The 22,175-nt window shown below is 67.5% G+C and carries 18 protein-coding genes and 2 pseudogenes; 17 read left to right on the top strand and 3 right to left on the bottom strand.

The features are described 5' to 3' along the window. Positions 1-17: 17 nt before the first annotated feature. The 3 genes from KXD96_RS16080 to KXD96_RS16090 all read left to right on the top strand — a co-directional run bounded on the left by KXD96_RS16080 (position 18) and on the right by KXD96_RS16090 (position 3,394). Complete coding sequence (locus KXD96_RS16080; RefSeq protein ID WP_260737297.1) at positions 18-1,424, top strand: acyl-CoA desaturase; 1,407 nt, start codon at positions 18-20, stop codon at positions 1,422-1,424. Between the two features lie 124 nt (positions 1,425-1,548). Next, positions 1,549-2,913 (top strand): molybdopterin-dependent oxidoreductase, encoded by a 1,365-nt coding sequence (locus KXD96_RS16085; protein ID WP_260745406.1) that lies wholly within the window; start codon positions 1,549-1,551, stop codon positions 2,911-2,913. Further along, complete coding sequence (locus tag KXD96_RS16090) at positions 2,906-3,394, top strand: hypothetical protein (RefSeq protein WP_396876757.1); 489 nt, start codon at positions 2,906-2,908, stop codon at positions 3,392-3,394. Before KXD96_RS16085 ends, KXD96_RS16090 begins: the two co-directional genes overlap by 8 nt. A 9-nt stretch (positions 3,395-3,403) precedes the next feature. On the opposite strand, the gene KXD96_RS16095 is transcribed toward KXD96_RS16090, so the two are convergent. After that, entirely contained in the window at positions 3,404-3,763 is a 360-nt protein-coding gene (locus tag KXD96_RS16095) for an SHOCT domain-containing protein (protein WP_260737300.1), read from the bottom strand. Positions 3,764-3,970: 207 nt separating this feature from the next. On the opposite strand from KXD96_RS16095, the gene KXD96_RS16100 reads away from it, so the two are divergent. From KXD96_RS16100 to KXD96_RS16120, 5 genes are all read left to right on the top strand, one after another. Beyond that, positions 3,971-4,288 carry a hypothetical protein gene (locus tag KXD96_RS16100; protein ID WP_260737304.1) on the top strand — a complete coding sequence of 106 codons (318 nt, stop codon included), beginning with the start codon at positions 3,971-3,973 and terminating at the stop codon, positions 4,286-4,288. Between the two features lie 56 nt (positions 4,289-4,344). After that, positions 4,345-5,952 (top strand): class I adenylate-forming enzyme family protein, encoded by a 1,608-nt coding sequence (locus KXD96_RS16105; protein WP_260737306.1) that lies wholly within the window; start codon positions 4,345-4,347, stop codon positions 5,950-5,952. Next, positions 5,939-6,712, top strand: a complete 774-nt coding sequence (locus KXD96_RS16110; RefSeq protein WP_260737307.1) for a class II aldolase/adducin family protein — start codon at positions 5,939-5,941, stop codon at positions 6,710-6,712. The genes KXD96_RS16105 and KXD96_RS16110 overlap by 14 nt, the downstream gene beginning before the upstream one ends. 115 nt (positions 6,713-6,827) lie before the next feature. Then, a complete protein-coding gene (locus KXD96_RS16115; protein ID WP_260737309.1) occupies positions 6,828-8,096 on the top strand; it encodes an amidohydrolase family protein in 1,269 nt (422 codons plus the stop codon). Between the two features lie 3 nt (positions 8,097-8,099). After that, positions 8,100-8,921 (top strand): class I SAM-dependent methyltransferase, encoded by an 822-nt coding sequence (locus KXD96_RS16120; RefSeq protein ID WP_260737312.1) that lies wholly within the window; start codon positions 8,100-8,102, stop codon positions 8,919-8,921. On the opposite strand, the gene KXD96_RS16125 is transcribed toward KXD96_RS16120, so the two are convergent. Further along, positions 8,916-9,935, bottom strand: coding sequence for a nitronate monooxygenase family protein (locus tag KXD96_RS16125; RefSeq protein ID WP_260737314.1), 1,020 nt, complete (start codon positions 9,933-9,935; stop codon positions 8,916-8,918). The genes KXD96_RS16120 and KXD96_RS16125 overlap by 6 nt on opposite strands. Before the next feature lie 109 nt (positions 9,936-10,044). On the opposite strand from KXD96_RS16125, the gene KXD96_RS16130 reads away from it, so the two are divergent. Both KXD96_RS16130 and KXD96_RS16135 read left to right on the top strand, forming a co-directional pair. Continuing rightward, entirely contained in the window at positions 10,045-11,646 is a 1,602-nt protein-coding gene (locus KXD96_RS16130; protein ID WP_260737322.1) for an arylsulfatase, read from the top strand. Next, entirely contained in the window at positions 11,646-12,881 is a 1,236-nt protein-coding gene (locus KXD96_RS16135; RefSeq protein ID WP_260737324.1) for an FAD-dependent oxidoreductase, read from the top strand. Before KXD96_RS16130 ends, KXD96_RS16135 begins: the two co-directional genes overlap by 1 nt. A gap of 484 nt (positions 12,882-13,365) precedes the next feature. Here KXD96_RS16135 and KXD96_RS16140 read toward each other — a convergent pair. Next, a pseudogene (locus KXD96_RS16140) lies at positions 13,366-13,605 on the bottom strand (SecDF P1 head subdomain-containing protein); the annotation flags it as partial. A gap of 157 nt (positions 13,606-13,762) precedes the next feature. Between KXD96_RS16140 and KXD96_RS16145 the strand changes: the two are divergent. The 7 genes and pseudogenes from KXD96_RS16145 to KXD96_RS16175 all read left to right on the top strand — a co-directional run bounded on the left by KXD96_RS16145 (position 13,763) and on the right by KXD96_RS16175 (position 22,174). Next, the gene (locus tag KXD96_RS16145) at positions 13,763-14,452 is read left to right on the top strand and encodes a TetR/AcrR family transcriptional regulator (protein ID WP_260737329.1); all 690 of its coding nucleotides are present in this window, start codon (positions 13,763-13,765) and stop codon (positions 14,450-14,452) included. A gap of 275 nt (positions 14,453-14,727) precedes the next feature. Further along, a complete protein-coding gene (locus KXD96_RS16150) occupies positions 14,728-15,930 on the top strand; it encodes a cytochrome P450 (protein WP_260737331.1) in 1,203 nt (400 codons plus the stop codon). Then, positions 15,930-16,766 (top strand): mycofactocin-coupled SDR family oxidoreductase, encoded by an 837-nt coding sequence (locus KXD96_RS16155; RefSeq protein ID WP_260737336.1) that lies wholly within the window; start codon positions 15,930-15,932, stop codon positions 16,764-16,766. Before KXD96_RS16150 ends, KXD96_RS16155 begins: the two co-directional genes overlap by 1 nt. Before the next feature lie 28 nt (positions 16,767-16,794). Beyond that, on the top strand, positions 16,795-17,763 hold the full coding sequence (locus tag KXD96_RS16160) for an enoyl-CoA hydratase/isomerase family protein (RefSeq protein ID WP_260737339.1): 969 nt from the start codon (positions 16,795-16,797) through the stop codon (positions 17,761-17,763). Continuing rightward, positions 17,760-20,128 (top strand): annotated as a pseudogene (locus KXD96_RS16165) (CaiB/BaiF CoA transferase family protein). The gene KXD96_RS16160 and the pseudogene KXD96_RS16165 overlap by 4 nt, the downstream one beginning before the upstream one ends. Beyond that, positions 20,125-20,889 carry an SDR family NAD(P)-dependent oxidoreductase gene (locus KXD96_RS16170; RefSeq protein ID WP_260737343.1) on the top strand — a complete coding sequence of 255 codons (765 nt, stop codon included), beginning with the start codon at positions 20,125-20,127 and terminating at the stop codon, positions 20,887-20,889. The pseudogene KXD96_RS16165 and the gene KXD96_RS16170 overlap by 4 nt, the downstream one beginning before the upstream one ends. A gap of 4 nt (positions 20,890-20,893) precedes the next feature. Then, on the top strand, positions 20,894-22,174 hold the full coding sequence (locus KXD96_RS16175; protein ID WP_260737345.1) for a hypothetical protein: 1,281 nt from the start codon (positions 20,894-20,896) through the stop codon (positions 22,172-22,174). Position 22,175: the final 1 nt, after the last annotated feature.

Genomic DNA, 22,175 nt, shown 5'->3' on the forward strand with positions numbered 1-22,175 from the left:
CGAAAGGAGGGGGGTCGGTGACTGCTGTCGCGGCAAATCGCGTGGTAAGCCCACTCGCCCGCTTGGGGGAACAAGAACTGGAAAAGCTCGCGAAGGAATTCGACGCGATCCATGACGAGGTCTTCGCCGACCTCGGCGATCGCGACCGTCGCTACATCAAGACGGTCATCTCGGTGCAACGACAAATCGTGGTGGTCGGCCGGGTGCTGCTGCTGGCGTCCCGGTCGAAGACCGCGTGGGTCCTGGGCACGGCGTGCCTGGGGATGGCCAAGATCCTGGAGAACATGGAGATCGGCCACAACGTCATGCACGGGCAGTGGGATTGGATGAACGATCCCGACATCCATTCCTCGGTCTGGGACTGGGACACCGCGTCCACCGCCGAGGCATGGAAGCATTCGCACAACTACATCCACCACACGTTCACCAACATCCTGGGCAAGGACAAGGATCTCGGCTACGAGATCATGCGGATCGACCCCAACCAGAAATGGGAGCCCCGCTTCCTGTTCCAACCGCTCTACAACCTGCTGCTCACGATCCTGTTCGAGTGGGGCGTGGCCGTGCACGACATGGACATCGAGGCGATACGCAAACGCGAGAAGCCGTGGTCCGAGGTGCGCAAGGACCTGCGAGGCATCGGCGGGAAGGCGCGCGCGCAGATCATCAAGGACTACCTCGGGTGGCCGTTGATCAGCGCCGGCGCCTTCGGGCTGGCTCAACTCACCACGCGCGGCAGGATCGGCCAGCCGGCCGAGTCGCGCCTGGGCAGAAGGCTCCGCAAGGTATCCAGCGGGGGCCGCGTCGGTGCGGCGGCCGCGTTGCTCGACAAGGTGTTACCCGGCGTGGAGAGCACCTACGTGCGCACCCTGGGCGCCGACGCGGTGGCCAACCTCATCCGCAACGTGTGGGCGCACGCCATCATCTTCTGCGGCCATTTTCCCGACCAGACCTACACCTTCACCCCCGAAGAGGTGGAGAACGAAACCCGCGGCGGCTGGTACGTGCGCCAATTGGTGGGGGCCGCCAACATCGAGGGCGGCCCGCTGTTCCACGTCATCAGCGGCAACCTCGGTTATCAAGTGGAGCACCACCTTTACCCCGACATGCCCAGCAGTCGCTACTCGGAGATCGCGCCGAAGGTCAAGGACATCTGCGAGCGCTACGAGCTGCCGTACAACTCGGGCCGGTTCTCCAAACAGTGGTTGGCCGTGCACCGCAGCATCTTTCGGCTGGCCTTGCCCGGCGGAAAGCCCCGGCCCAAGCCGGGGCCATACCGCAGCCAGGCCAGCCGGCCGGAGCCGCAACGGCCAAGCGAGGGCACCCGGTTCCGCGAACGCGTCCCGGCCGAACACCCGGCCGCGGGCCCCGAGCACGAGGCCACCGGCGTCGAGGTGCAGCCGCCGCCGCGGGGCAAGGACTGACCCCTGCGCCGAGTGTGCGGCCTGCGTACGATTTCACGGCGAGTTTCGTACCTAGGGCACACGCTCGGCGCTGAACGCCGAATCTGAACCATTTTTGTCGAGCGGTCGTGGATGATCATCGATGATGAACGGCGTCGACAGATCCGGCACCGAAGACACCGAGCCGACGGGCGATTCCGGTGGCTATGGGTTTCCGGCGCGGCTGTGGCGCCTGCTCGACGCGCACCCACCCCCAGGCGTCAGGCGCGCGCAGCGGTGGCGCAGCCCCTTGCGGGGGCCGTGGCTGACGTCCATGTTCGGCTCGGTGCTGCTGGTGACGCTGCCGATCGTCATCCTCACCGGCCTGCTGTCGTACATCGCCTACGGGCCGAGGTTCGGCCAGGCCATCCCCGGTGACGTCGGATGGCTGAAGCTGCCGACGTTCGATTGGCCCACTGACCCGGCGTGGCTGTATCGGCTGACCCAGGGACTGCACGTCGGGCTCGGCTTGGTCCTGATCCCGGTGGTGCTGGCCAAGCTGTGGTCGGTGATACCGCGGCTGTTCGCGTGGCCGCCGGTCCGATCCATAGCCCAACTGCTGGAACGGGTTTCGCTGCTGATGCTGGTCGGTGGCGTCCTGTTCGAAATCGTCACGGGCGTGCTGAACATCCAGTACGACTACATTTTCGGTTTCAGCTTCTACACCGCGCATTACTTCGGAGCCTGGGTGTTCATCGCCGGGTTCGTCGTGCATATCGCGATCAAGATCCCGACCATGTGGTCCGGCCTGCGCTCGATCTCACCGCGCGAGGTCCTGCGCACCGGCCGCGCCGACACCAGGGCCGAACCGTGGGAGCCGGACGGCCTGGTCGCGGCGGACCCGCGGCCCGCGACGATGAGCCGCCGCGGCGCCCTGGCGCTGGTGGGCGGCGGCGCGCTGTTCATGGCGGCGATCACCGCGGGCCAGACACTGGGCGGCTCCACGCGGCCCGCCGCGCTGCTGCTGCCGCGGGGGCGCACCCGCGGGGACGGACCCAACGACTTCGAGGTCAACCGGACCGCGCTGGTCGCCGGTATCTCCGCCGAGAATGCCGGCGAGCGCTGGCGGATCGCCCTGAGCGGCGGCCCCCGGCCGGTGGTGCTGGACCGGGCCGCGCTGCTAGCCATGCCGCTGCACACCGCCGTGCTGCCGATCGCCTGCGTGGAAGGCTGGTCGACCACCCAGGCCTGGACCGGGGTGCGGCTGGCGGACCTGGCCAGGCTGGCCGGCGTGCCCGCGCCGGAGTCGGCGTACGTCTCGTCGTTGGAGCGCGGCGGCGCGTTCGGCCGCGCGACACTGCAGGGAACCCAGGTGCTGCACCCCGATGCGCTGCTGGCCTTGCGCGTCAACGGCGCCGACCTGTCCCCGGACCACGGCTTCCCGGCGCGCATCATCGTGCCGGCGCTGCCCGGCGTGCACAACACCAAGTGGGTCGGGTCCATCGCCTTCCGGGCGGGCGCAAATGGATAGCGTGCGAGCTGTTTTCGTAAAGGTCTACGGCTCGCATCCGTTGCACCTGCTGACCCTGATCGCCGGGTTCGCACTCTTGGGCTACGTGGTGGCCACCATCAAACCGGTCACGCTGTGGAACCCGACCGTGTGGTGGCAGTCGATCATCGTGTGGTTCGCCGCGGCCATCGTGGCCCACGACCTGGTGCTGTTCCCAATCTATGCGTTCGTCGACCGGCTACTGTCGCGCAGCGTTGCCCGCATCGCCCCGACGCCCGTGCCCGTCCTCAATTACCTCCGGGTGCCCGCGCTGGGGGCAGGCCTGACGCTGCTGGTGTTCCTGCCCGGCATCATCGAGCAGGGCGCTCCCACCTACTGGGCGGCGACCGGTCAGACCCAGGACCCGTTTCTGGGCCGCTGGCTGCTGCTGACCGCGGCGATGTTCGGGGCCAGCGCCGCGTGTTACGGGGTCCGCGCGGCGGCGGCGCATCGGCGCCCCTAGGCGCCCGGCCTACATGTTGGCGATGATCTGTAGCCGCTGGGCGCTGTACTCGGTGTCGGAGATGGCGCCCCTGGCGTGCAGATCCTCGAGCTGTTTGAGGCGGTCGAAAAGCGCCGGCTCGTGCCGCGGGAGCGCGGCCGGGTGAGCGTGGGTGCCGCTGGTGTGCTGCATCGTGCCGCCCTTGGGGGTCCATCCCGCGCCGAGGTCGATGAGCCGCAGCGCGAACAACACGCCAGCGCCGGTGATCGGCAGCCCGAGGTAGAGCATCCACCCCGACGGCATCCCGGCGTGACTCAGCGCGAAATAGCGCATCAGCAGCACCAGCGCGAGCATCCCGCCGGCCAGCAGCACGATGACCTTGCTTTTCATCCCCGTGTACCTCCGTGTGGTTCGCTGCGGGCGGCAGCGGTCGCCGGACAAGTGCAAACCAGCCGTGGCGCTACCGATCCCAAAGGGCGCTCGTCGCCCTCACCGTCCGGTGCCGCCCTTGGAGGATCCTTGGCGAGTTCTTGGAGTGTTCTATGTAGTCCGCGCATGTTCCGGTGCGTCTCGGGGTGCGTCACTAGCCTTTGAGTTATGGGAAACGGCAAAACCAGAACTGTGACGGCGGTGTCCGCATGGGGGGTCGCGCTGGTGTTGGCGCTCGGTTGGCCGGCCGGTGACGCGGCCGCCGCCTCGTCGAGCGCGCCGCCCCCGCAGCCGGTCACGGCGACTCCGGGCGCCGGCGTGCCGGCGCAACCCCTCGGTGGAACCGGCTGCATCATCGGCCTCAACTGTGGTTGTATGCGCAACAAGCCGACCGCGTGCCCCAAACCCCGCCCCCGTCCCAATCCTCCCGGTCCGGTCGGCGAGTCCCAGCATTCCACCCCGGCTCACCCCCCGGCGCACCACTAGCGGGTGGGGGGTCGGCTCGGCGCACCGGCTGCGCGCGGCTTTCCTATCATCTGCTCATGGAGATCGGGGCCTCGCCGGCATTCACCGACGAGGACCCGGCCCGGTTTCGCGCCGCGGGCTTTTGGTCCGATACGACGCTGTCGGACGCGGTGCGCCGCAACGCCGAACGATCGCCGGATCGTCTCGCCTATGTCGACCATCCGGGCACGTCGCTGACCTGGCGCCAATTCGACGCTGCCGCAACCAATCTGGCTGAGCAGCTGGCCGGCGCGGGCGTCGAGCCGGCCGATCGGGTGGCGGTATGGCACGGCGACTCCGCTTCACTGCACGTGCTGTTCGTGGCGATCGAGCGGTGCGGGGCGGTCGTCGTCGGCGTCGGCGCGCGTGCGGGAGCCCGCGAGGTCGCGGCGATCCTGCGCGGCGCACAGCCGAAAATCCTGGTCGGCGACCAGCAGCGCGGCGCCACCGCGGCGGCCGTCGCCGACCAGCTTTCGCTGCCCACCCTGATGTTGAGCACCGACGCGGGCACGCCGCGACTGAATGTTCGGGTGCCCCCCAAGGCGCTCGCAGCCGAATCCAGACTCGGGCCCGACGACGTCTTCCTCATCAACTCCACCTCCGGGACCACCGGCCTGCCCAAGTGCGTGGTGCACACGCAGAATCGGTGGTACTACTTCCACCAAAAGGCCGTCGCCAACGGGCAACTGACGCCGGAGGACACGATCCTGCCCGTCATCCCCACGCCGTTCGGCTTCGGGCTCTGGACCAGCCACACGACGCCGATCTATCTGGGCGCTACCGCGGTCATCCTGGAACGGTTTAGCACGCGGGCCACCTGCGAGGCGATATCCCGGCATCGGGCCACCGTGTTGTGCTGTGTCAGCACGCAATTGACCATGCTGATGGCGGATCCGGCCACCCGCGACTACGACCTGAGCTCGCTGCGCGTCGTGTTCACCGGGGGCGAGGCGCTGCCATACCGACCGGCCGCGGAATTCGAGGAACTCACCGGCGCCAAGATCCTGCAGTTTTACGGCTCGAACGAAACCGGGATGCTCAGCGCCACCACGGTTGAGGACTCGCGCGACCGCCGGCTGCGCACCGGCGGCCGGATCGTGCCGGAGATGGCGGTCCGGCTCTTCGACGGGGACCGGGACGTCACCCCGACGGGCAGGGGCCAGCCGGCGTGCCGCGGCCCGGCGACCAGCCTCGGCTACCTCGGCGGCACCGATCACGACAAGCTGTTCACCCGAGACGGCTGGATGCGCATGGGCGACATCTGCGAAGTCGACGCGGACGGCTATCTGACCGTCACCGGGCGGACCTCCGACTTCATCCTGCGGGGCGGCAAGAACATCAGCGCAACCCAGGTCGAGGACGCCGTCATGACCCACCCCGCCGTCGCGGTAGCGGCGGCGGTCGCGATGCCCGATCCGGTGTTCGGCGAAAGGGTCTGTCTCTACGCCGAACTCGTCGACGCGGCCACGCTCGATCTGCCCGGGCTGGTCGAACACCTGTTGGCGCTCGGAGTGTCCAAGGAGCTGTTGCCCGAGCGGCTCATCGTGGTCGACGAGCTGCCGCGGTCGTCGGGCGGGAAGGTTGCCAAAGGCCGGCTCCGCGAGGATATTCGAGCCAGAACGGAGGCCGAAGATGAATGCTCCTGACGCGCGCCGGGGCGGCCTGGAGGTCTGGGCGCCGTCGATCGTTCCCCCGATCGGCGTCGAGTTGTCCGACGAGCAGGCGCTCGCCGTGGCTTTTCGCCACCTGGCCGGCATCGGATTCGCCGAGAACATGGCCGGACACATCACCTGGCAACCCGACGCGCAGACGGAGATGCTGGTCAATCCGTGGGGCCTGTGGTGGCACGAAATCACCGCGTCCGACATCTGTGTGGTCGACGAGGACGCCCGGGTGCTGCGCGGCCGCTGGGACGTCACTCCGGCGATCCACATCCACACCGAACTGCACCGTGTCCGCGACGACGCCCGGGTGGTGATTCACAACCATCCCTACTACGTGTGCGTGCTCGCCGCGCTGGGCAGACTGCCCGAACTGGTGCACCAGACCGGTTCGCTCTTCCTCGACGACCTGTGCCTGGTGGACACCTACGACGGCGAGATCGACAGCCCCGCTCGCGCGGCGGAGCTCGCGGCGCGCATCGGGCCGGCGAACCTGACCATCCTGGCCAACCACGGCGTCATCGCGACGGGCCGCAACTTGCCCGAAGCCGTGTACCGCGCGGCGTCCATCGAGCGGGTCTGCAAGCTGGCCCACGACGTGCTGCTCACCGGTATCCCGCCGGTGCCCATGAAGTGGTCGGACATGGCGGGCATGCAGCGGTCGCTGGTCGAACGCGCCGCCGACGTGTACTGGGCGGGGGCGGCCAGGATGACCATCAAGGCCGACCCGGATGTCCTCACGTGACCGGGTCGTCGCGTGTGCGTCCACGGCGGCGACACGCCGGGAGGTGTCGCCGCCATCGCACACTAAAAGCCGTCACCGCACACTCAATAACGCCGTGTCGCAGGGAGATTGACGAGTGAAATCGATCGACGAGCTGGCCGGCAACCTGAGCTTCACCACCGCGAAGACCGGCGAGCAACGCTCGGTCACGTTCCTGCCGGACCCGCCCCGCGCGCCCCGGCGCTACACCGTGATCTCCGTCGACGATCACATCGTCGAGCCGCCGGACACCTTCACCGGACGGCTGCCGCGCAAGTTCGCCGACCGCGCGCCCAAGGTCGTTCAGACCGACAGCGGAGGACAGACCTGGGTCTACGACGGCCGCGAACTTCCCAACGTCGGGTTCAACGCGGTCGTCGGCCGACCGGTGGCGGAGTACGGCTTCGAGCCGGTCCGGTTCGACGAAATGCGCAGGGGCGCCTGGGATATCCACGAGCGCGTCAAAGACATGGACCTCAACGGCATCTACGCCTCGCTCAATTTCCCGTCCTTCCTGCCCGGGTTCGCCGGCCAGCGGTTGCAGCAGGTGACCAACGACCGCGAGCTGGCACTGGCCTCGGTGCGGGCGTGGAACGACTGGCACCTCGAGGTGTGGGCCGGCTCGTATCCCGACCGCATCATTGCATGTCAGTTGCCGTGGCTGCTGGACCCCGATCTCGGCGCGCGGATGATCTACGAGAACGCCGAGCGCGGGTTCCACGCGGTGACGTTCAGCGAGAACCCGGCGATGCTGGGCTTGCCGAGCATCCACTCCGGGCACTGGGACCCGATGATGGCGGCCTGCGCCGAGACGGACACCGTCGTGAATCTGCACATCGGCTCGTCGGGCTCTTCGCCGTCCACCACCGACGACGCCCCGCCGGACGTGCAGGGCGTGTTGTTCTTCGCCTACGCCATCTCGGCGGCGGTCGACTGGCTGTATTCGGGGCTGCCCAGCAGGTTCCCCAACCTGAAGATCTGTCTGTCGGAGGGCGGAATCGGCTGGGTTGCAGGCCTGCTGGATCGCCTCGACCACATGCTGAGCTATCACGCGATGTACGGCACCTGGCAGGCACTGGGCGAGAGCCTGACTCCGGCGGAGGTTTTCACCCGCAACTTCTGGTTCTGCGCGGTAGAGGACAAATCGTCGTTCGTGCAGCGCGACCGGATCGGCGTGGACAACATCATGCTGGAGGCCGATTACCCGCATTGTGACTCCACCTGGCCGCACACCCAGCAGACGATCCACGAACAGATCGGCGACCTGCCTCCGGATGTGATCCGTAAATTCAGCTGGGAGAACGCGTCTCGCCTGTACCGCCACCCGGTGCCGGTGGAGGTCCAGCGCGACCCGGAGGCGTTTTAACGCATGACGCCGGCCAAAGTCGACTTCAGCTCGGTCCGCTGGGGCTCGGTGGAGTGGACGAACCTCGTCACATTATACCTGCGCGCCCACGAAAGCCGAACGCGCCGGCCCATTTTGGGTGACAAGGCGGCGGCGGAAGCGGTGGACCGGATCGACTATGACTTCAAAAGAATCCATCGGAGCTCGCTGCCGGCGTCGAACCAGTACCTGGTCGCCCTGCGCGCCAAGCAGCTCGATGACTGGTGCGCGGATTTCCTGCGGCGTCATCCCGACGCGGTGGTGCTGCACCTGGGCTGCGGCCTGGACGGCCGGGCCTTCCGGCTCGCCGTGCCGCAGTCGGTTTCGTGGTTCGACGTCGACCAACCCGGTGTCATCGAGCTGCGCCGGCGGCTCTACGACGACACCGAGGGCTATCGGATGATCGGCTCGTCGGTGACCGACCCGGCGTGGCTGGATCGGATCCCGACCGGCCGCCCCACGCTGGTGGTCGCCGAGGGCCTGCTGATGTACCTGACCGAGCAGCAGGTCCGCCAGCTGCTGCAGCGCCTGACGGACCGATTCCAAAGCGGCGAAATGCATTTCGACACGCTATCCGCGCTGGCGCCGCTGCTGTCGAAAGTGTTCACCAGGGGAATCGTCAAGTGGGGCATCCGCGACGCGGGGGAACTGCAGACGTGGAACCCTAAGCTTCGCCTACTCGAACAGGCGCCCGCGTTGGGCGGTTACCAGCGAATCCCGTCGACCGCGGTTCGGTGGATGTACAAGCTGACGTGCGCAACGCCCGGCGGCAGATACGACGTGCTGAACCGCTTCGAATACTCATAGGTCGGACGCCAGCCGCCGCAGGATCTCCGAAGTGGGTTCGGCGGTGGCTTCCCGGTATCCGGTGCCCGCCCACAGGTGAACGTAGTCGGGCTTTCCCGCCGCGGCCGCGGCCTTGCGCAGCGGGCTGGTGAGGTAATGGAGGGCCGGATAGCCCAGCGGCGCTTGGGCCTCGTGGGCGTCGATGAACGCGTTGCGCAGCCCGCGGGCGGGGCGGCCGGTAAAGGCGTGCGTGAGCACCGTTTCGGTGAATCTGGGATCGGCGAGGGCCGCACGGTGCGTGGCCGAGGCGCCGCTTTCGTCGGCGCACAACAGGACGGTCCCGACCGCGGCCGCCACCGCGCCCGCCCGGATCACCTCGGCGACGGCGGCGGGCGTGGCGAGCCCGCCGGTCGCGATCACCGGCAGCGGCACCCTCGCGACCACCCGTTCGACCAGCTCGGCGATCGGCACCGGCGTCAACGGCGTCCGCGGCGAGAGCGTGGCGGAGTGGCCGCCGGCGGTCACCGCCTGCACGGCGAGCATGTCGACCCCGGCGTCGCGCGCCTGCGCGGCCTCCTCGGGCGTGGTCACCGTCTGCACCACGACACAGCCGGCCTTACGCAGCGCGGCGATCACGCTGCGCTGCGGGATGCCGAAGGTGAAGGACACCATCGGAACCGGGTCGTCGAGCAACAGCGCGATCTTCTCGTCGAATTTGTCGTTGTCCTCGATGGGGTCCGGGGGCAACGTCAAACCGAATCGGTCGGCATCCCGCTGGACGATCGCGGCATAGGCCCGGTAGCTTTCGGGGTCGACGGGCAGCGGATTGGGCGCAAAGAGGTTGATGCCGAACGGGATTCCCTCGGCGCGAACCTGCTTGATCTCGGCCTCGACGGCCTCCACGGTCTTGTAGCCGGCGGCGAGCATGCCGAGGCCGCCCGCGCGGGTGGCGGCCGCCACCATCGCGGGGGTGGTGGGGCCGCCCGACATCGGGGCGGCGATGAGCGGAATGGACATCCCGAACTGCGTCAGCATTTCCAAGCCCTCCAGGGGTCGTTGGCGCGGAACGCGCCGCTTCGACAATAACGACGTGCCGTCGCGGCAGCATTCCGCCCGAGCGCCCGACCTGGCAGGATGCTTCAGCGTGAAGCGGCCCAACTTCCTCCTGATCGTTGCGGACGACCTCGGGTTTTCCGATATCGGCGCGTTTGGCGGCGAAATCGAGACACCCAATCTCGATCGGCTGGCCCACGCGGGGATCCGGTTCACCGACTTCCATTCCGCGCCGGCCTGCTCGCCCACCCGGGCGATGTTGTTGACGGGGACGGACCACCACATCGCCGGCATCGGCACCATGCTGGAGGTCGCCGGCCCCGGATTCCGCGGCGCACCCGGCTACGAGGGTTACCTGAACGACCGGGTGGTGGCGCTGCCGGAACTGCTGCGCGACGCCGGATACCTGACGCTCATGTCGGGCAAGTGGCACCTGGGCGCCACCATCGAGACCTCGCCGTGGGCGCGGGGCTTCGAGCGCTCGTTCGCCTTGCTGCCGGCGGGGGCCAGCCACTTCGGGGGCGGTGGGGCCCGGAGCTTCTCGCCCGTGCCAACGCTTTACACCGAGGACGATCGGTTCGTCTCGGTTGGCGATGACTTCTACTCCTCGGACGCCTACACCGACAAGCTGTTGCAGTATCTGACCGAACGTGCACCCGGCGACGACCGGCCGTTCTTCGCGTATCTGCCCTTCCAGGCTCCGCATTGGCCGTTGCAGGCGCCGGACGAATCCATCGCGAAATACCGCGGCCGCTATGACGCCGGCCCGGACGCGCTGCGCGCGGAGCGGCTGGCGGCGCTCAAGCGGCTCGGCCTGTGTCCGCCGGACGTCGAGGCACACCCCGTCGTCGCCGACGGCGCCCCGCACTGGGACGACATGACCGCCGAACAGCGCGCGGTGTCGGCCCGCAGCATGGAGGTCTACGCCGCCATGGTCGACCGGATGGACTGGAATATCGGCCGGGTGGTCGATTACCTTTCCGGCAGCGGCGAACTGGACGACACGGTCGTTATCTTCTTGTCCGACAACGGCGCCGAGGGGGCGATCGTCGAAGCGATGCCGCTGGTCGGTGCGCAAATTGCGGCGCAGATCGAAAAGCATTGCGACAACAGTCTGGACAATCTGGGTCGACCGTCCTCGTTCATCTGGTACGGGCCGCGATGGGCGCAAGCCGCCACCGCCCCGTCGCGGCTGCACAAGGCGTTCACCACCGAAGGAGGGATCCGGGTGGTCGGTTTCGCGACCTGGCCGGGCTTTGACCGGCAACGCCAGATCGGCGCCGCGTTCAGCACCGTCATGGACATCGCCCCGACGGTGCTGGAACTCGCGGGGGCCGCACATCCGGGCACGTCCTATCGGGGGCGGGAGGTGGCAGCCGTGCGAGGCCGCTCCATGGCGCCGTACCTGTCGGGCGCCGCCGAGACCGTGCATGACGGCGATACCGGCATCGGCTGGGAGTTGTTCGGCCGCCGCGCGATTCGCCAGGGGGACTGGAAGGCGCTGCATTTGCCCGCACCGTACGGCCCCGGCGGCTGGCAGCTCTACGATCTCGCATCCGATCCCGGCGAGATTCACGATCTGGCCGAATCGCATCCCGACAAGCTGGCCGGGCTGCTGACACTGTGGGATCGCTACGTCGAGGAAACCGGCGTGATCCTCGATCCCGTTTCGGTGTTCGAGGTCGAGTTCTGATGGCCGAGACAACCACGTGCGCGATCGTCGGTGGCGGCCCGGCCGGCATGGTCCTCGGGCTGCTACTGGCCCGGGCGGGGGTGCAGGTCACCCTGATGGAGAAGCACGGCGACTTCCTGCGGGACTTCCGCGGCGACACGGTCCACCCGACCACGATGCGGCTGCTCGACGAGCTGGGTCTGTGGGAACGCTTCTCCGCCTTGCCTTTCACCGAGGTCCGCACCGCGAAACTCGAATCCGACGGGCGGTCGGTGACCTACGTCGACTTCGAGCGGTTGCGTCAGCCCCATCCCTTCGTCGCCATGGTGCCGCAGTGGGACCTGCTCAACCTGCTCGCCGATGCGGCACAGGCGGAGCCGAGCTTCTCGCTGCGGATGAACACCGAAGTCATTGGGCTCCTCTGGGAGGCCGGTCGGGTTGCCGGAGTGCGCTACCGAGGTCCCGACGGTCCGGGCGAATTACGGGCCGAGTTGACCGTTGCCTGCGACGGCCGGTGGTCGATCGCGCGTCATGAGGCCGGACTGAAGGCGCGCGAATTCCCGGTGAAGTTCGACGTGTGGTGGTTTCGGTTGCCGCACAAGGAAGACACCGAATTCTCCTTCCTGCCTCGCCTCGGTCCGGGCAAAGGTCTCGCCGTGATCCCGAGGAAGGACTACTTCCAGATCGCCTACCTCGGGCCCAAGGGCATCGACGCCCAGCTGCGGGCGCGCGGTATCGAGGCGTTCCGGCGCGACGTGGAAGAGCTGCTCCCCGATATGCCCGAATCCGTGGCCGCGCTGCAATCCATGGACGACGTCAAACATCTGGACGTGCACGTGAACCGGTTGCGGCGTTGGCACACCGAGGGGCTGCTGTGCATCGGCGATGCGGCGCACGCGATGTCGCCGCTCGGCGGCGTCGGCATCAATCTGGCGATCCAGGATGCCGTTGCGGCCGCGACGATCCTGGCCGAACCGCTGCGCGGGCACCGGGTCGGCGCACGCGAGCTCGCCGCGGTGCACCGCCGGCGCGTGTTCCCCACGGTGGTGACGCAACTGGCCCAGCAGGTGCTGCACCGGATGTTGCTCGGGCCGTTGTTGCGCGGCGCGGATCCCACGCCGCCGGCGGCGCTGCTTCACCTGGTGTGGCGGTTGCCGTGGCTGTCGGCCGTGCCGGCCTACTTCGTCGGCGTCGGGGTGCGACCCGAGCACGCGCCGGCATTCGCCCGCCGCGGGCCCGTCGACCGCGATGGCTGAGGCAGCGCCCGGGAGTCCGGCGGTTTACTATTTCGCGCCCGAGGGTAATTTCCCTGTGACAATTTTGAGTCGCGTGAGCCGTGGGCCGGGGGAGGCCAGAAGAAGTGACTCTGAAGAAATTCGCAGGTAAAGCCGCGGTCGCCGGCGTACTGAGCGCGGCGGCAATGGCCCTCGGGACGGGTATGGCGCAGGCCAAACCGGGACCGTGGCCTCCGCCAGTTCCGCCGGGTCCGCACGTCGTCGACAATGGTCATTGGAATCCGCTGCCGCCTGGGCAAGTCAAGCAGATTTGCCCGTGGCAGGCGCCGCCCGGCCATTGGGTTGGTGGCCCGCACGGTGTTCCCTGCACCTGATCTCCGCGAAATCCAATGAGCGACCCGCCTCGCCTTCGGCGGTAGCGTGCGCAGTCGCGACGAATCCCACTGGCGGAAGCCTCAATACGCTGAGCACGCCCATGGCGAGCCGGTCCATGCCCGTTCTCATGTCACGAGGGCCGGCCGGCCAGTTGGGCCAATTGCGCGGCGGCATTGGGTGTTTGGGTGGTCAGTACGATCCGCCCGGACCCGACCTGTTCTTCGATGATGGGTGCCTCAAGAACGAGATTGTCGCGGATGAAGGCCACGTGGTCCTGCAGATGTGCTGCGGTGTATGACGCCCAAGCTGCCGCCGATGGTGGATCCAGAATCAGGGTCACGTCGTAGAAATTCGCGGTCAGCGACTTCGGTAAGTGGGCGAGTGGTGGGCCGTTGTCCGGCAGCCGTTTTCGCTCGGAGGTGCGGGCCCCGCTCGTTGGCCCACGCGCCCACCGTCATGGGTCATCCAACCAGATCTTTACCGACACTACGAACATAGAGTAAGGTCACGGTCCGAGACGAAGCGCCATGGACAAACGCCGAAAGCCTAATCCCGGGGAGCGCCGCCGCGACTTATGCGACGTGGCGATTCAGTTGTTGGCGGACGACGGGGCCAAGGGATTGAGCCATCTCAAAGTCGATCGCAAAGCCGGCGTGCCTGACGGCACCACGTCGTTCTATTTCCGCACCCGCTCGGCGCTGTTGCGTGCCGTGGCCGAGCGGCTGGCCGAGTTGGACCTCGCCGACCTGAGGTCCGTCGCCGACGACTCCGACGGTCGGGGGGAGAACCCCTCACCCTCGCGACTGTCCCAGGTGGTCATCCGATCCGGCGTCGAGCCGCAACTGTTCCGGACCAAGGCCCGCTACGAGCTGACCATGCAGGCCGCTCGTGATCCGTCGCTGTCCGCGATTCTGCAGCGGGCCACGGACGAATTCACCAAGCTGCACCGGGAAATCCTGGTTCAGCTCATGCCACACGGCGCGGACCTGGAACCCGCTGTGGTCGAGGACCTGAGCAACGTGACGCTGACGTTCATCAACGGCCTGCTGGTGCGGTTCGCGCACGGCGACCGGATCGTCGACAGTCCCGAGCAACTCGACGGGATCCTCTCGGCCATCGCCGCCGGCATCCTGCGGAGTCCGCACCGGGGCCGGCTGACCGACGCCGACGGCCGGCGCCCCGCCGCGGGCCGGCACCGGGCGACAGCGATCGTATGAGTGGCGTCCGGCTGAGCGGACCGGCGTGAGTGAATCGGCGGCGGGTTATGCCGCATGGGGTCTTGCCAGACCATTCTCGGTATGGTTCTCTACGAGAATAGAGTTAGGCCACGCCGGCGGTGCTGATTTCAGCCCAGCCCGTGCGCATGTCGTAGCAACGCATTAAGCGGAGTGTATAAATTGCCCGAACTGGATCCCGCGCTGCAGCCCTGGCGGTGCCGGCGCAGCTCAGGCGGTATGGATGCCGGGGAATCGGCGGCACTAGGAGGGATTTCGTGACGACGAGCACCGATAGCCATGTGCATTTCGACCCATACGATGTCGAGCTGATTGCCGACCCATATCCCATGTTCAAGCGCCTGCGTGACGAGGCGCCGCTGTACTACAACGCCGAATACGACTTTTACGCGCTGAGCCGATTCGCCGATGTGAACAAGGGAATCATCGACTACGGCACTTACAGCTCCGCGCGGGGCGTGATCATGGAACTGATCAAGGCCAACCTCGAAATCCCGTCAGGCATGTTGATCTTCGAAGACCCGCCGATCCACGACGTGCACCGCAAGCTGCTGTCGCGAATGTTCACTCCCCGCAAGATCGCCGCGCTGGAGCCGATGATCCGCGAATTCTGCGCACAATCGCTGGACCCACTGGTGGGTTCGGGGCGGTTCGACTTCGTCACCGACCTGGGCGCGATCATGCCGATGAAGGTCATCAGCGCACTGCTCGGGATCCCCGAAGAAGATCAGGAGTACATCCGCGATCGCGGCAACGCCCAACTACGCACCGAGCCCGGCAAGCCGATGAGTGCCGCCGAGCATGGCTTGTCAGTAGGCGAGCAGTTCGAGGCCTACATCGACTGGCGCGCCGACAATCCCTCCGACGACATCATGACCGAGCTGCTGAACGTCGAGTTCGTCGACGAGACCGGCACGACGCGGCGACTGAGGCGCGAGGAGATCTTGGTCTACCTCAACGTGGTGGCCGGAGCGGGCAACGAAACGACGACCCGGCTGATCGGTTGGGCGGGCAAAGTTCTCGCGGAGCACCCCGACCAGCGTCGCGAGCTCGTCGAGAACCCCGGACTCATCCCGCAGGCAATCGAGGAGTTGCTGCGCTTCGAGCCGCCCGCGCCGCACATGGCACGCTATGTGACTCGCGACGTCAGCCTCTATGACCAGACGGTGCCGGAAGGCAGCGTGATGCTGATGTTGATCGGGGCGGCCTGCCGCGACGAGCGCCAGTTTGGTCCCGATGCGGGCGAATTCAACATTCATCGCACCGCCCGGCCGCACCTCACGTTCAGTGTCGGCGCCCACTTCTGCTTGGGTTCGGCGCTGGCCCGGCTGGAAGGCCGTGTCGCCCTTGAGGAAATCCTGAAGCGATTCCCCGAGTGGGAGCCCGATCTGGCCAACGCCAAGCTCAGCCCAACGTCGTCGGTGCGCGGCTGGGAAACCCTGCCCACTGTGGTGCCCTGATGGCCGGCCGGGTCGAGGGCAAGGTCGCGTTTGTCACCGGCGCCGCCCGCGGTCAGGGCCGCAGCCATGCGGTGCGCCTGGCGCAGGAGGGCGCCGACATCATCGCGATCGATGTCTGCGGGCCGATCGAGAACCTGGCCTATCCCCACTCGACGCCGGAAGACCTGGCCGAAACGGCCGACTTGGTGAAAGCCCAAGACCGTCGCATCGTCACCGCACAGGTGGACGTCCGCGACTACGAAGCGCTGAAGGCGGCGGTGGACGCCGGCGTGGAACAACTCGGGCGGCTCGACATCATCGTGGCGAACGCGGGCGTGGGTACCGACGGCAGGAAGCTGCACAAGATTCGGGAGAACGTCTGGCAGGACATGATCGACATCAACCTGACCGGCGTTTGGCATACGGTCAAAGCGGGTGTCCCGCACATACTCTCGGGTGGCCGTGGCGGGTCGATCGTGCTCACCAGCTCGGTCGGCGGGCGCAAGGCGTACCCGAACACCGGCCACTACGTCGCGGCCAAGCATGGCGTCATCGGGCTGATGCGTGCCTTCGCCGTCGAGCTGGGCCAGCACATGATCCGCGTCAATTCGGTGCTGCCGACGCAGGTCAGCACCACGATGGTGATGAATGACAACACCTTCCGGCTCTTCCGCCCAGACTTGGAGAATCCCGGGCCGGACGACTTCGCCCCCATCTCACAGATGATGCACACGCTGCCGGTGCCGTGGGTGGAGCCCGCGGACATCAGCAACGCTGTCCTGTTCCTCGCCTCTGACGAATCGCGTTATGTCACCGGCGTTTCGCTTCCCGTCGACGCGGGCAGCTTGCTCAAATAAACGCTATTTCAAGAAGTTGGAGACGACGATGCCCGAATACGACTACGAAGAGATGAAGAAGGAAGCCGAGCAGTACATCAAGTTCGAGAAGGACAAGAAGAACCGGATCGCCTACATCACCTTCAACCGCCCCGAGGAGCTCAACTCCACCACCTTGGGCATGCGGCAGAACTACGCCGACTTGATCCATAAGTGCAACGTGGACGACGACGTCAAGGTCGTCGTGATCCGGGGCGAGGGCGAGGATTTCGGAAGCGGTGGCGACCTGCCCGAACAGCGGGGAATGCTGGAAAACCCCGGCATGCCGCTGCTGCACGAGCTGGCGATTAACGATGACGACGTGAAGTATCCGCCCGGCGGATCGTATCGGTACCTGTCCACCGTCACCGACTTCTACGCCAAGGCCCGCGCGGGCAACCGCCCGCTTCAGGAGCTGCGCAAGATCAGCATCATCGAGGCGAAGGGCTACTGCTACGGCTGGCACTTCTACCAGGCCGGCGACGCCGACCTGGTGATCTCCTCCGACGACGCCCTCTTCGGGCACCCGGCCTTCCGCTACGTGGGCTGGGGCCCGCGGTTGTGGTGGTGGGCCGAGACGATGGGCCTGCGCAAGTTCTCCGAAATGCTGTTCACCGGGCGGCCCTTCAGCGCCAAAGAGATGTACGAGTGCGGCTTCGTCAACAGCGTGGTGCCCCGGGAGAAGCTGGAGGACGAGACGTTGAAGTACGCGATGGCCTGTTCCCGCTCTCGTCCCACCGACACCGTCGCGGTGCAGAAGACCTTTCTCGAGCTCTACAAGCAGCACAAGGGTGAATACTTCGGCAGCCTGCTCACCGGCATGGTCGAGGGCATGCTGCCGATGATCACCAACGATGCCGAGGAGGTCGACCTGACCGCGGGCACGTTCGAGAAGGGTCTCAACAACGTGGTCAAGGACAACGACCTGAACTTCCCGCCGGAGTGGCGTCTGAGCCGCTCGGGACGCGCGAAGCCCTGACCGTTTCGGAAGAGCTCGCATGTCCGCGCTGACGGGTTTCCGGGTCGTTGAACTAGCCGGGTCCGTCGCGGGGGAGTACTGCGGAAGGCTGTTGGCCGACTTCGGCGCCGAGATCATCAAGGTCGAGGCGCCGGAGCGCGGCAGCCCGACACGGGCGATGGCTCCCATCGTGGCCGACGGCCGCGACGGCAGCGGGCTGTTCGCATACCTCAACACCAACAAACAGTCCGCCGTGCTCGACCTCGGTTGCGCCGCCGGCACCGAGACCTTGGACCAGCTCGTCGGGACGGCCGACGCGGTCATCGACGACGGTGCCTTCGATCGGGCCACCGGCTGGCCCCAGCGGCATCCGGACGTGGTGTTCTGCTCGATCACGCCGTTCGGGCACGGCACGGCCGCCGAGTTCGGGAATGCCAAGAGCATCAACGTCTTCCACGCCAGCGGCTGGGGGTTCCACACGCCCAGCCACGCGGACCCGGCCAAGCCGCCGCTGCAGGGGCCCGGCAGGTTCCTGAGCGACTACGAAGCGGGATTGGACGCCGCGCTCTGCGTGGCGGCGGCGCTCTTCGGGCGGCTGCACAGTGGCCGCGGCGATTTCATCGACGTTTCCGAACACGCCGTGCTGGCCTCCCGCGCCGACTGCATCCTCGGCAGATTCATCACCGGCGAGGTGACCGCCGAAGGCGGCCGCGGTGACTACGACCAGGCAGGTCCCGCAGCGTTTTTCGCGTGCGCCGACGGTTTCGTCTACCTGTACATGACCAGCCGCGCGCACTGGTCGGGCCTGAAGGAACTCATGGCCCATCCGGGCTGGCTGGACGCGTTCGAGGACGACTGGCTGGAGTTCTCCGTGACCGCGGAAAAGGTCGCGGCATTCCAGCGGGGCTTCGCGGCGTGGATCCGGGACTTGGGCAAGGACGACGCGTCCGAGCGCGCCCAGCGCCTGGGTGTGCCGCTGGTGCCGGTGAACGGCGCAGCGGACCTGCACGATTCACCGCAGTACCGCCACCGGGGTTTCTTCCAGCAGGTGACGCACCCGGTGTTGGGCTGCGCGGCGTATCCGACGGTGCCGTACCGGTTCAGCGCGTCGCCGGCTCGAATCACCTCCGCCGCACCCACTCTGGGCCAGCACACCGGGCAGGTGCTGGAACACGTCGCTACCCCCCGCCCACGGCCGCGGGTCAAGTCGGCGCAACTCAAGCCGCCGAAGGATCCCCGCGGTGGGCCGCTGGAAGGGGTGCGGGTCGTCGAGCTGACCAAGGTGTGGGCCGGCCCATACGCGGGCAAGCTGCTGGCGATGCTGGGCGCCGAGGTCATCAAGATCGAGACCGCGGGCTGCCCCGAGGAGATGCGCGCCTACGGCGGCACCGACATCAACCACGCGCCCTACTTTTTGAGCATCAACCCCGAAATCCTCAGTGTGGACCTCGATATCAAGTCCGCCGAGGGCATGGCACGGCTGCGCGAGCTGATCGCCCGCAGCGACATCGTCATCAACAACCTGCGCCCGGGCGCGATGGAACGCCAGGGCTTGGCGTACGCGCAGCTCAAGGAAATAAAGCCGGACATCATCTCGGTGTCGATCAAGATGTGGGGCAACGACGGACCGCTGGGCCATCAAACCGGTTATGCACCAAGCTTCGCCGCCCTGGCCGGCCTCGCCTCGCTGGTCGGCTATCGCGGCGGGCCGCCGCTCGGGACGAGCATGCGCTACGGCGACTCCACCGTCGGCGCGGCGGCCGCGTACGCCGCCGTGGTCGCGCTACTGCACCGCGAACTCAGCGGGGAGGGGCAATTCGTCGACATATCGGCCGTGGAGACCCTGTCTTCGATGATCGGCGACTGCCTGCTAGAGCAAGCCCTGACCGGGCGGCGCCTCGGGCCCAACGGCAATGCGCACCCGGACATGTGCCCGCATGGCTGTTACCCCTGCGCGGACGGCGCCTGGATCACGGTGGCCGTCGCCGACGAGGTGGACTGGCGTGGGCTGTGCGACGTGCTGGGCGCGGTCTCGTTGGCGCGGGACCGCCGCTACGTCGGCATGGACGAGCGACGGCGCCACACCGCAACGCTCGACGCCGACCTCGCGCAACTCACCCGAAGCCACGATGCCGAGCAGCTCGCGCGCCGCCTGCGCGCGGCCGGAGTGCCGGCCGGCAAGAGCGCGACCGCCCTCGACGTGATCGGCGATCAACGACTCTGGGACCGCGAGCTGTATCGGTTCGTCAGCGATCACCGCGAGGGCCAGCGGCCGATCGTGGGGCCGTCCTGGCGGATGGCGCGCGGCCAGGCTCGGATCGCCCGCGGTGCGCCGGACTTGGGCGAGCACACCGAGTACGTGCTGCACGAGATACTGGGCGCATGACGACGACACTTGCACACACCGCGGCCTTGGTGACCGGCGCCAGCAGCGGTATCGGGGCCGCGACGGCCAGAGCGCTGGCCGCGGAAGGTGCGGCGGTGGCCCTGCTCGCGCGCCGGGCGGACCGGCTGGCTGATTTGCGAGCCGAGATCGAATCCGCCGGTGGGACAGCGCTGGCCGTCGCGGCCGATGTGGCCGACGCCGAGCAGGTCTCGGCCGCCGTGCAGCGCACCGTCGCGGAGTTCGGCCGGCTCGACACCGTGGTGAACAACGCGGGGCTGATGCAGACCGGGCCCGCGGCCGAGGCTTCGCTGCGCGACTGGGACGCCATGGTTACGGTCAACGTGCAAGGGGTCCTCTACGTCACCCGCGCCGCGCTGCCGCACCTGATCGACGCCGCCGCCGATTCACCGCGTGGTGTCGCCGATCTGGTCACCATCAGTTCGACTGCCGGCTGGGTCGCGCGACCGAACACCGCCGTGTATTCGCTGACCAAATTCGGGGTCAACGCCTTCAGCGAGGGCATTAGGCAAGAGGTACTCGGCAAGCGGGTCCGCGTCGGCGTGGTCGGCCCCGGGACGGTCGACACCGAGATCTTCAGCCACCTCGCCGAGTCGTCGCGCGACGCGATCGAGCGCCAGACCGCCGGCATGGTCAAGTTGCGTCCCGAAGACATCGCCGACGCGGTGCTGTTCATGGTGACCCGGGACCGCCGCGTCGCGGTCAACCACATGCTGGTGCGAGCGGCCGAACAGACCTGGTAAACAATTGAATTCACATTGGGCCGTCGGCGACCACTACGGATTGGCGTTTCCGGCCGACCCCACGGCGCTGCAGAGCGGCGGGGCGCGGTTCCTCACCGAAGCCTTTCTCGCCTCCGGAGCGCTGCGGGACAACGGCATCGCGCGCGTTACGGGGCTCTCCGAGGCGGGTGGGGGCAGCACGGGACGCAAGGTCGTCCTCTCGGTCGAATACGCCAAGACTGCGCTCGACCTGCCCACCGACCTATTCGTCAAGTTTTCGCGCGACTTCGACGACCCGGCTAGCGACCGCGGAAAGACACAAATGGAGCCGGAGGTGCGCTTCGCCGCGCTGTCCCGGGCGCCGGGATTTCCCATCGCGGTGCCCAGGGTGCAGTTCGCCGACTATCACCGCCAGACCGGCACCGGAATCCTGATCACCGAGCGGATCCGATTCGGCGAGAACGGAATCGAACCGCATTATCACAAGTGCCTCGATTACGAGATGCCAGAACCCCTCGAGCACTACCGCGCGCTGCTCACCGCGCTGGCCCGGCTCGCCGGCACCCATAGATCCGGGCGCCTGCCGGCGGAGCTGACCGCGCCCTTCCCGCTGGACGTGGCGGCCGCGACGGTGGGGGAGCGAGCGCCGCTGGCGGTCGACAGGCTGGTACGCCGGGTGGATCAGCTGGCCGAATTCGCGCGATCCGGTCGGGGGTTGCTTCCGGCCTGTTCACCGGGTCTGGTCGCGCGCCTGCGCGAAGACGTGCCGCTGTTCGCACGCCACGAGCACATGATCACGGGCCTGCTAGCAGGCGACTCCGACTATGTCGCGCTGTGCCATTGGAACGCCAACATCGACAACGCCTGGTTCTGGCGCGACGCCGACGGCTTCCTTCGCTGCGGCTTGATGGATTGGGGATGCGTCAGCCAGATGAACCTGGGCATGGCGATTTGGGGGGCCATGTCCGGCGCCGAAACCGAGCTATGGGACGCCCATCTCGACGAGCTGTTGCGGGTGTTCGTCACCGAGTTCCGCCGTTGCGGCGGAACGGAACTCGATCCGGTTCGGTTGCGCCGGCACACGTTAGTCTACGCGGCGGCCATGGGCGTCGCCTGGCTGCTGGGTGTGCCGGCGATGATCCGCAAGCGATTCGAGGCCATACCGAACAGCCGCACGCATCCGCTCATCCGAGACGACGAAAGTGTGCGCGCGCCGTTGCAGATGCTCTCGAACCTGCTGTTCCTGTGGGAGCGGCATGGCGTGGGTGACCTGCTCGACGCGGCCCTGTCCGAAAGGCCTTCGTGAG

It is taken from the genome of Mycobacterium sp. SMC-2 (assembly GCF_025263485.1).
Taxonomy (GTDB): Bacteria; Actinomycetota; Actinomycetes; order Mycobacteriales; family Mycobacteriaceae; genus Mycobacterium.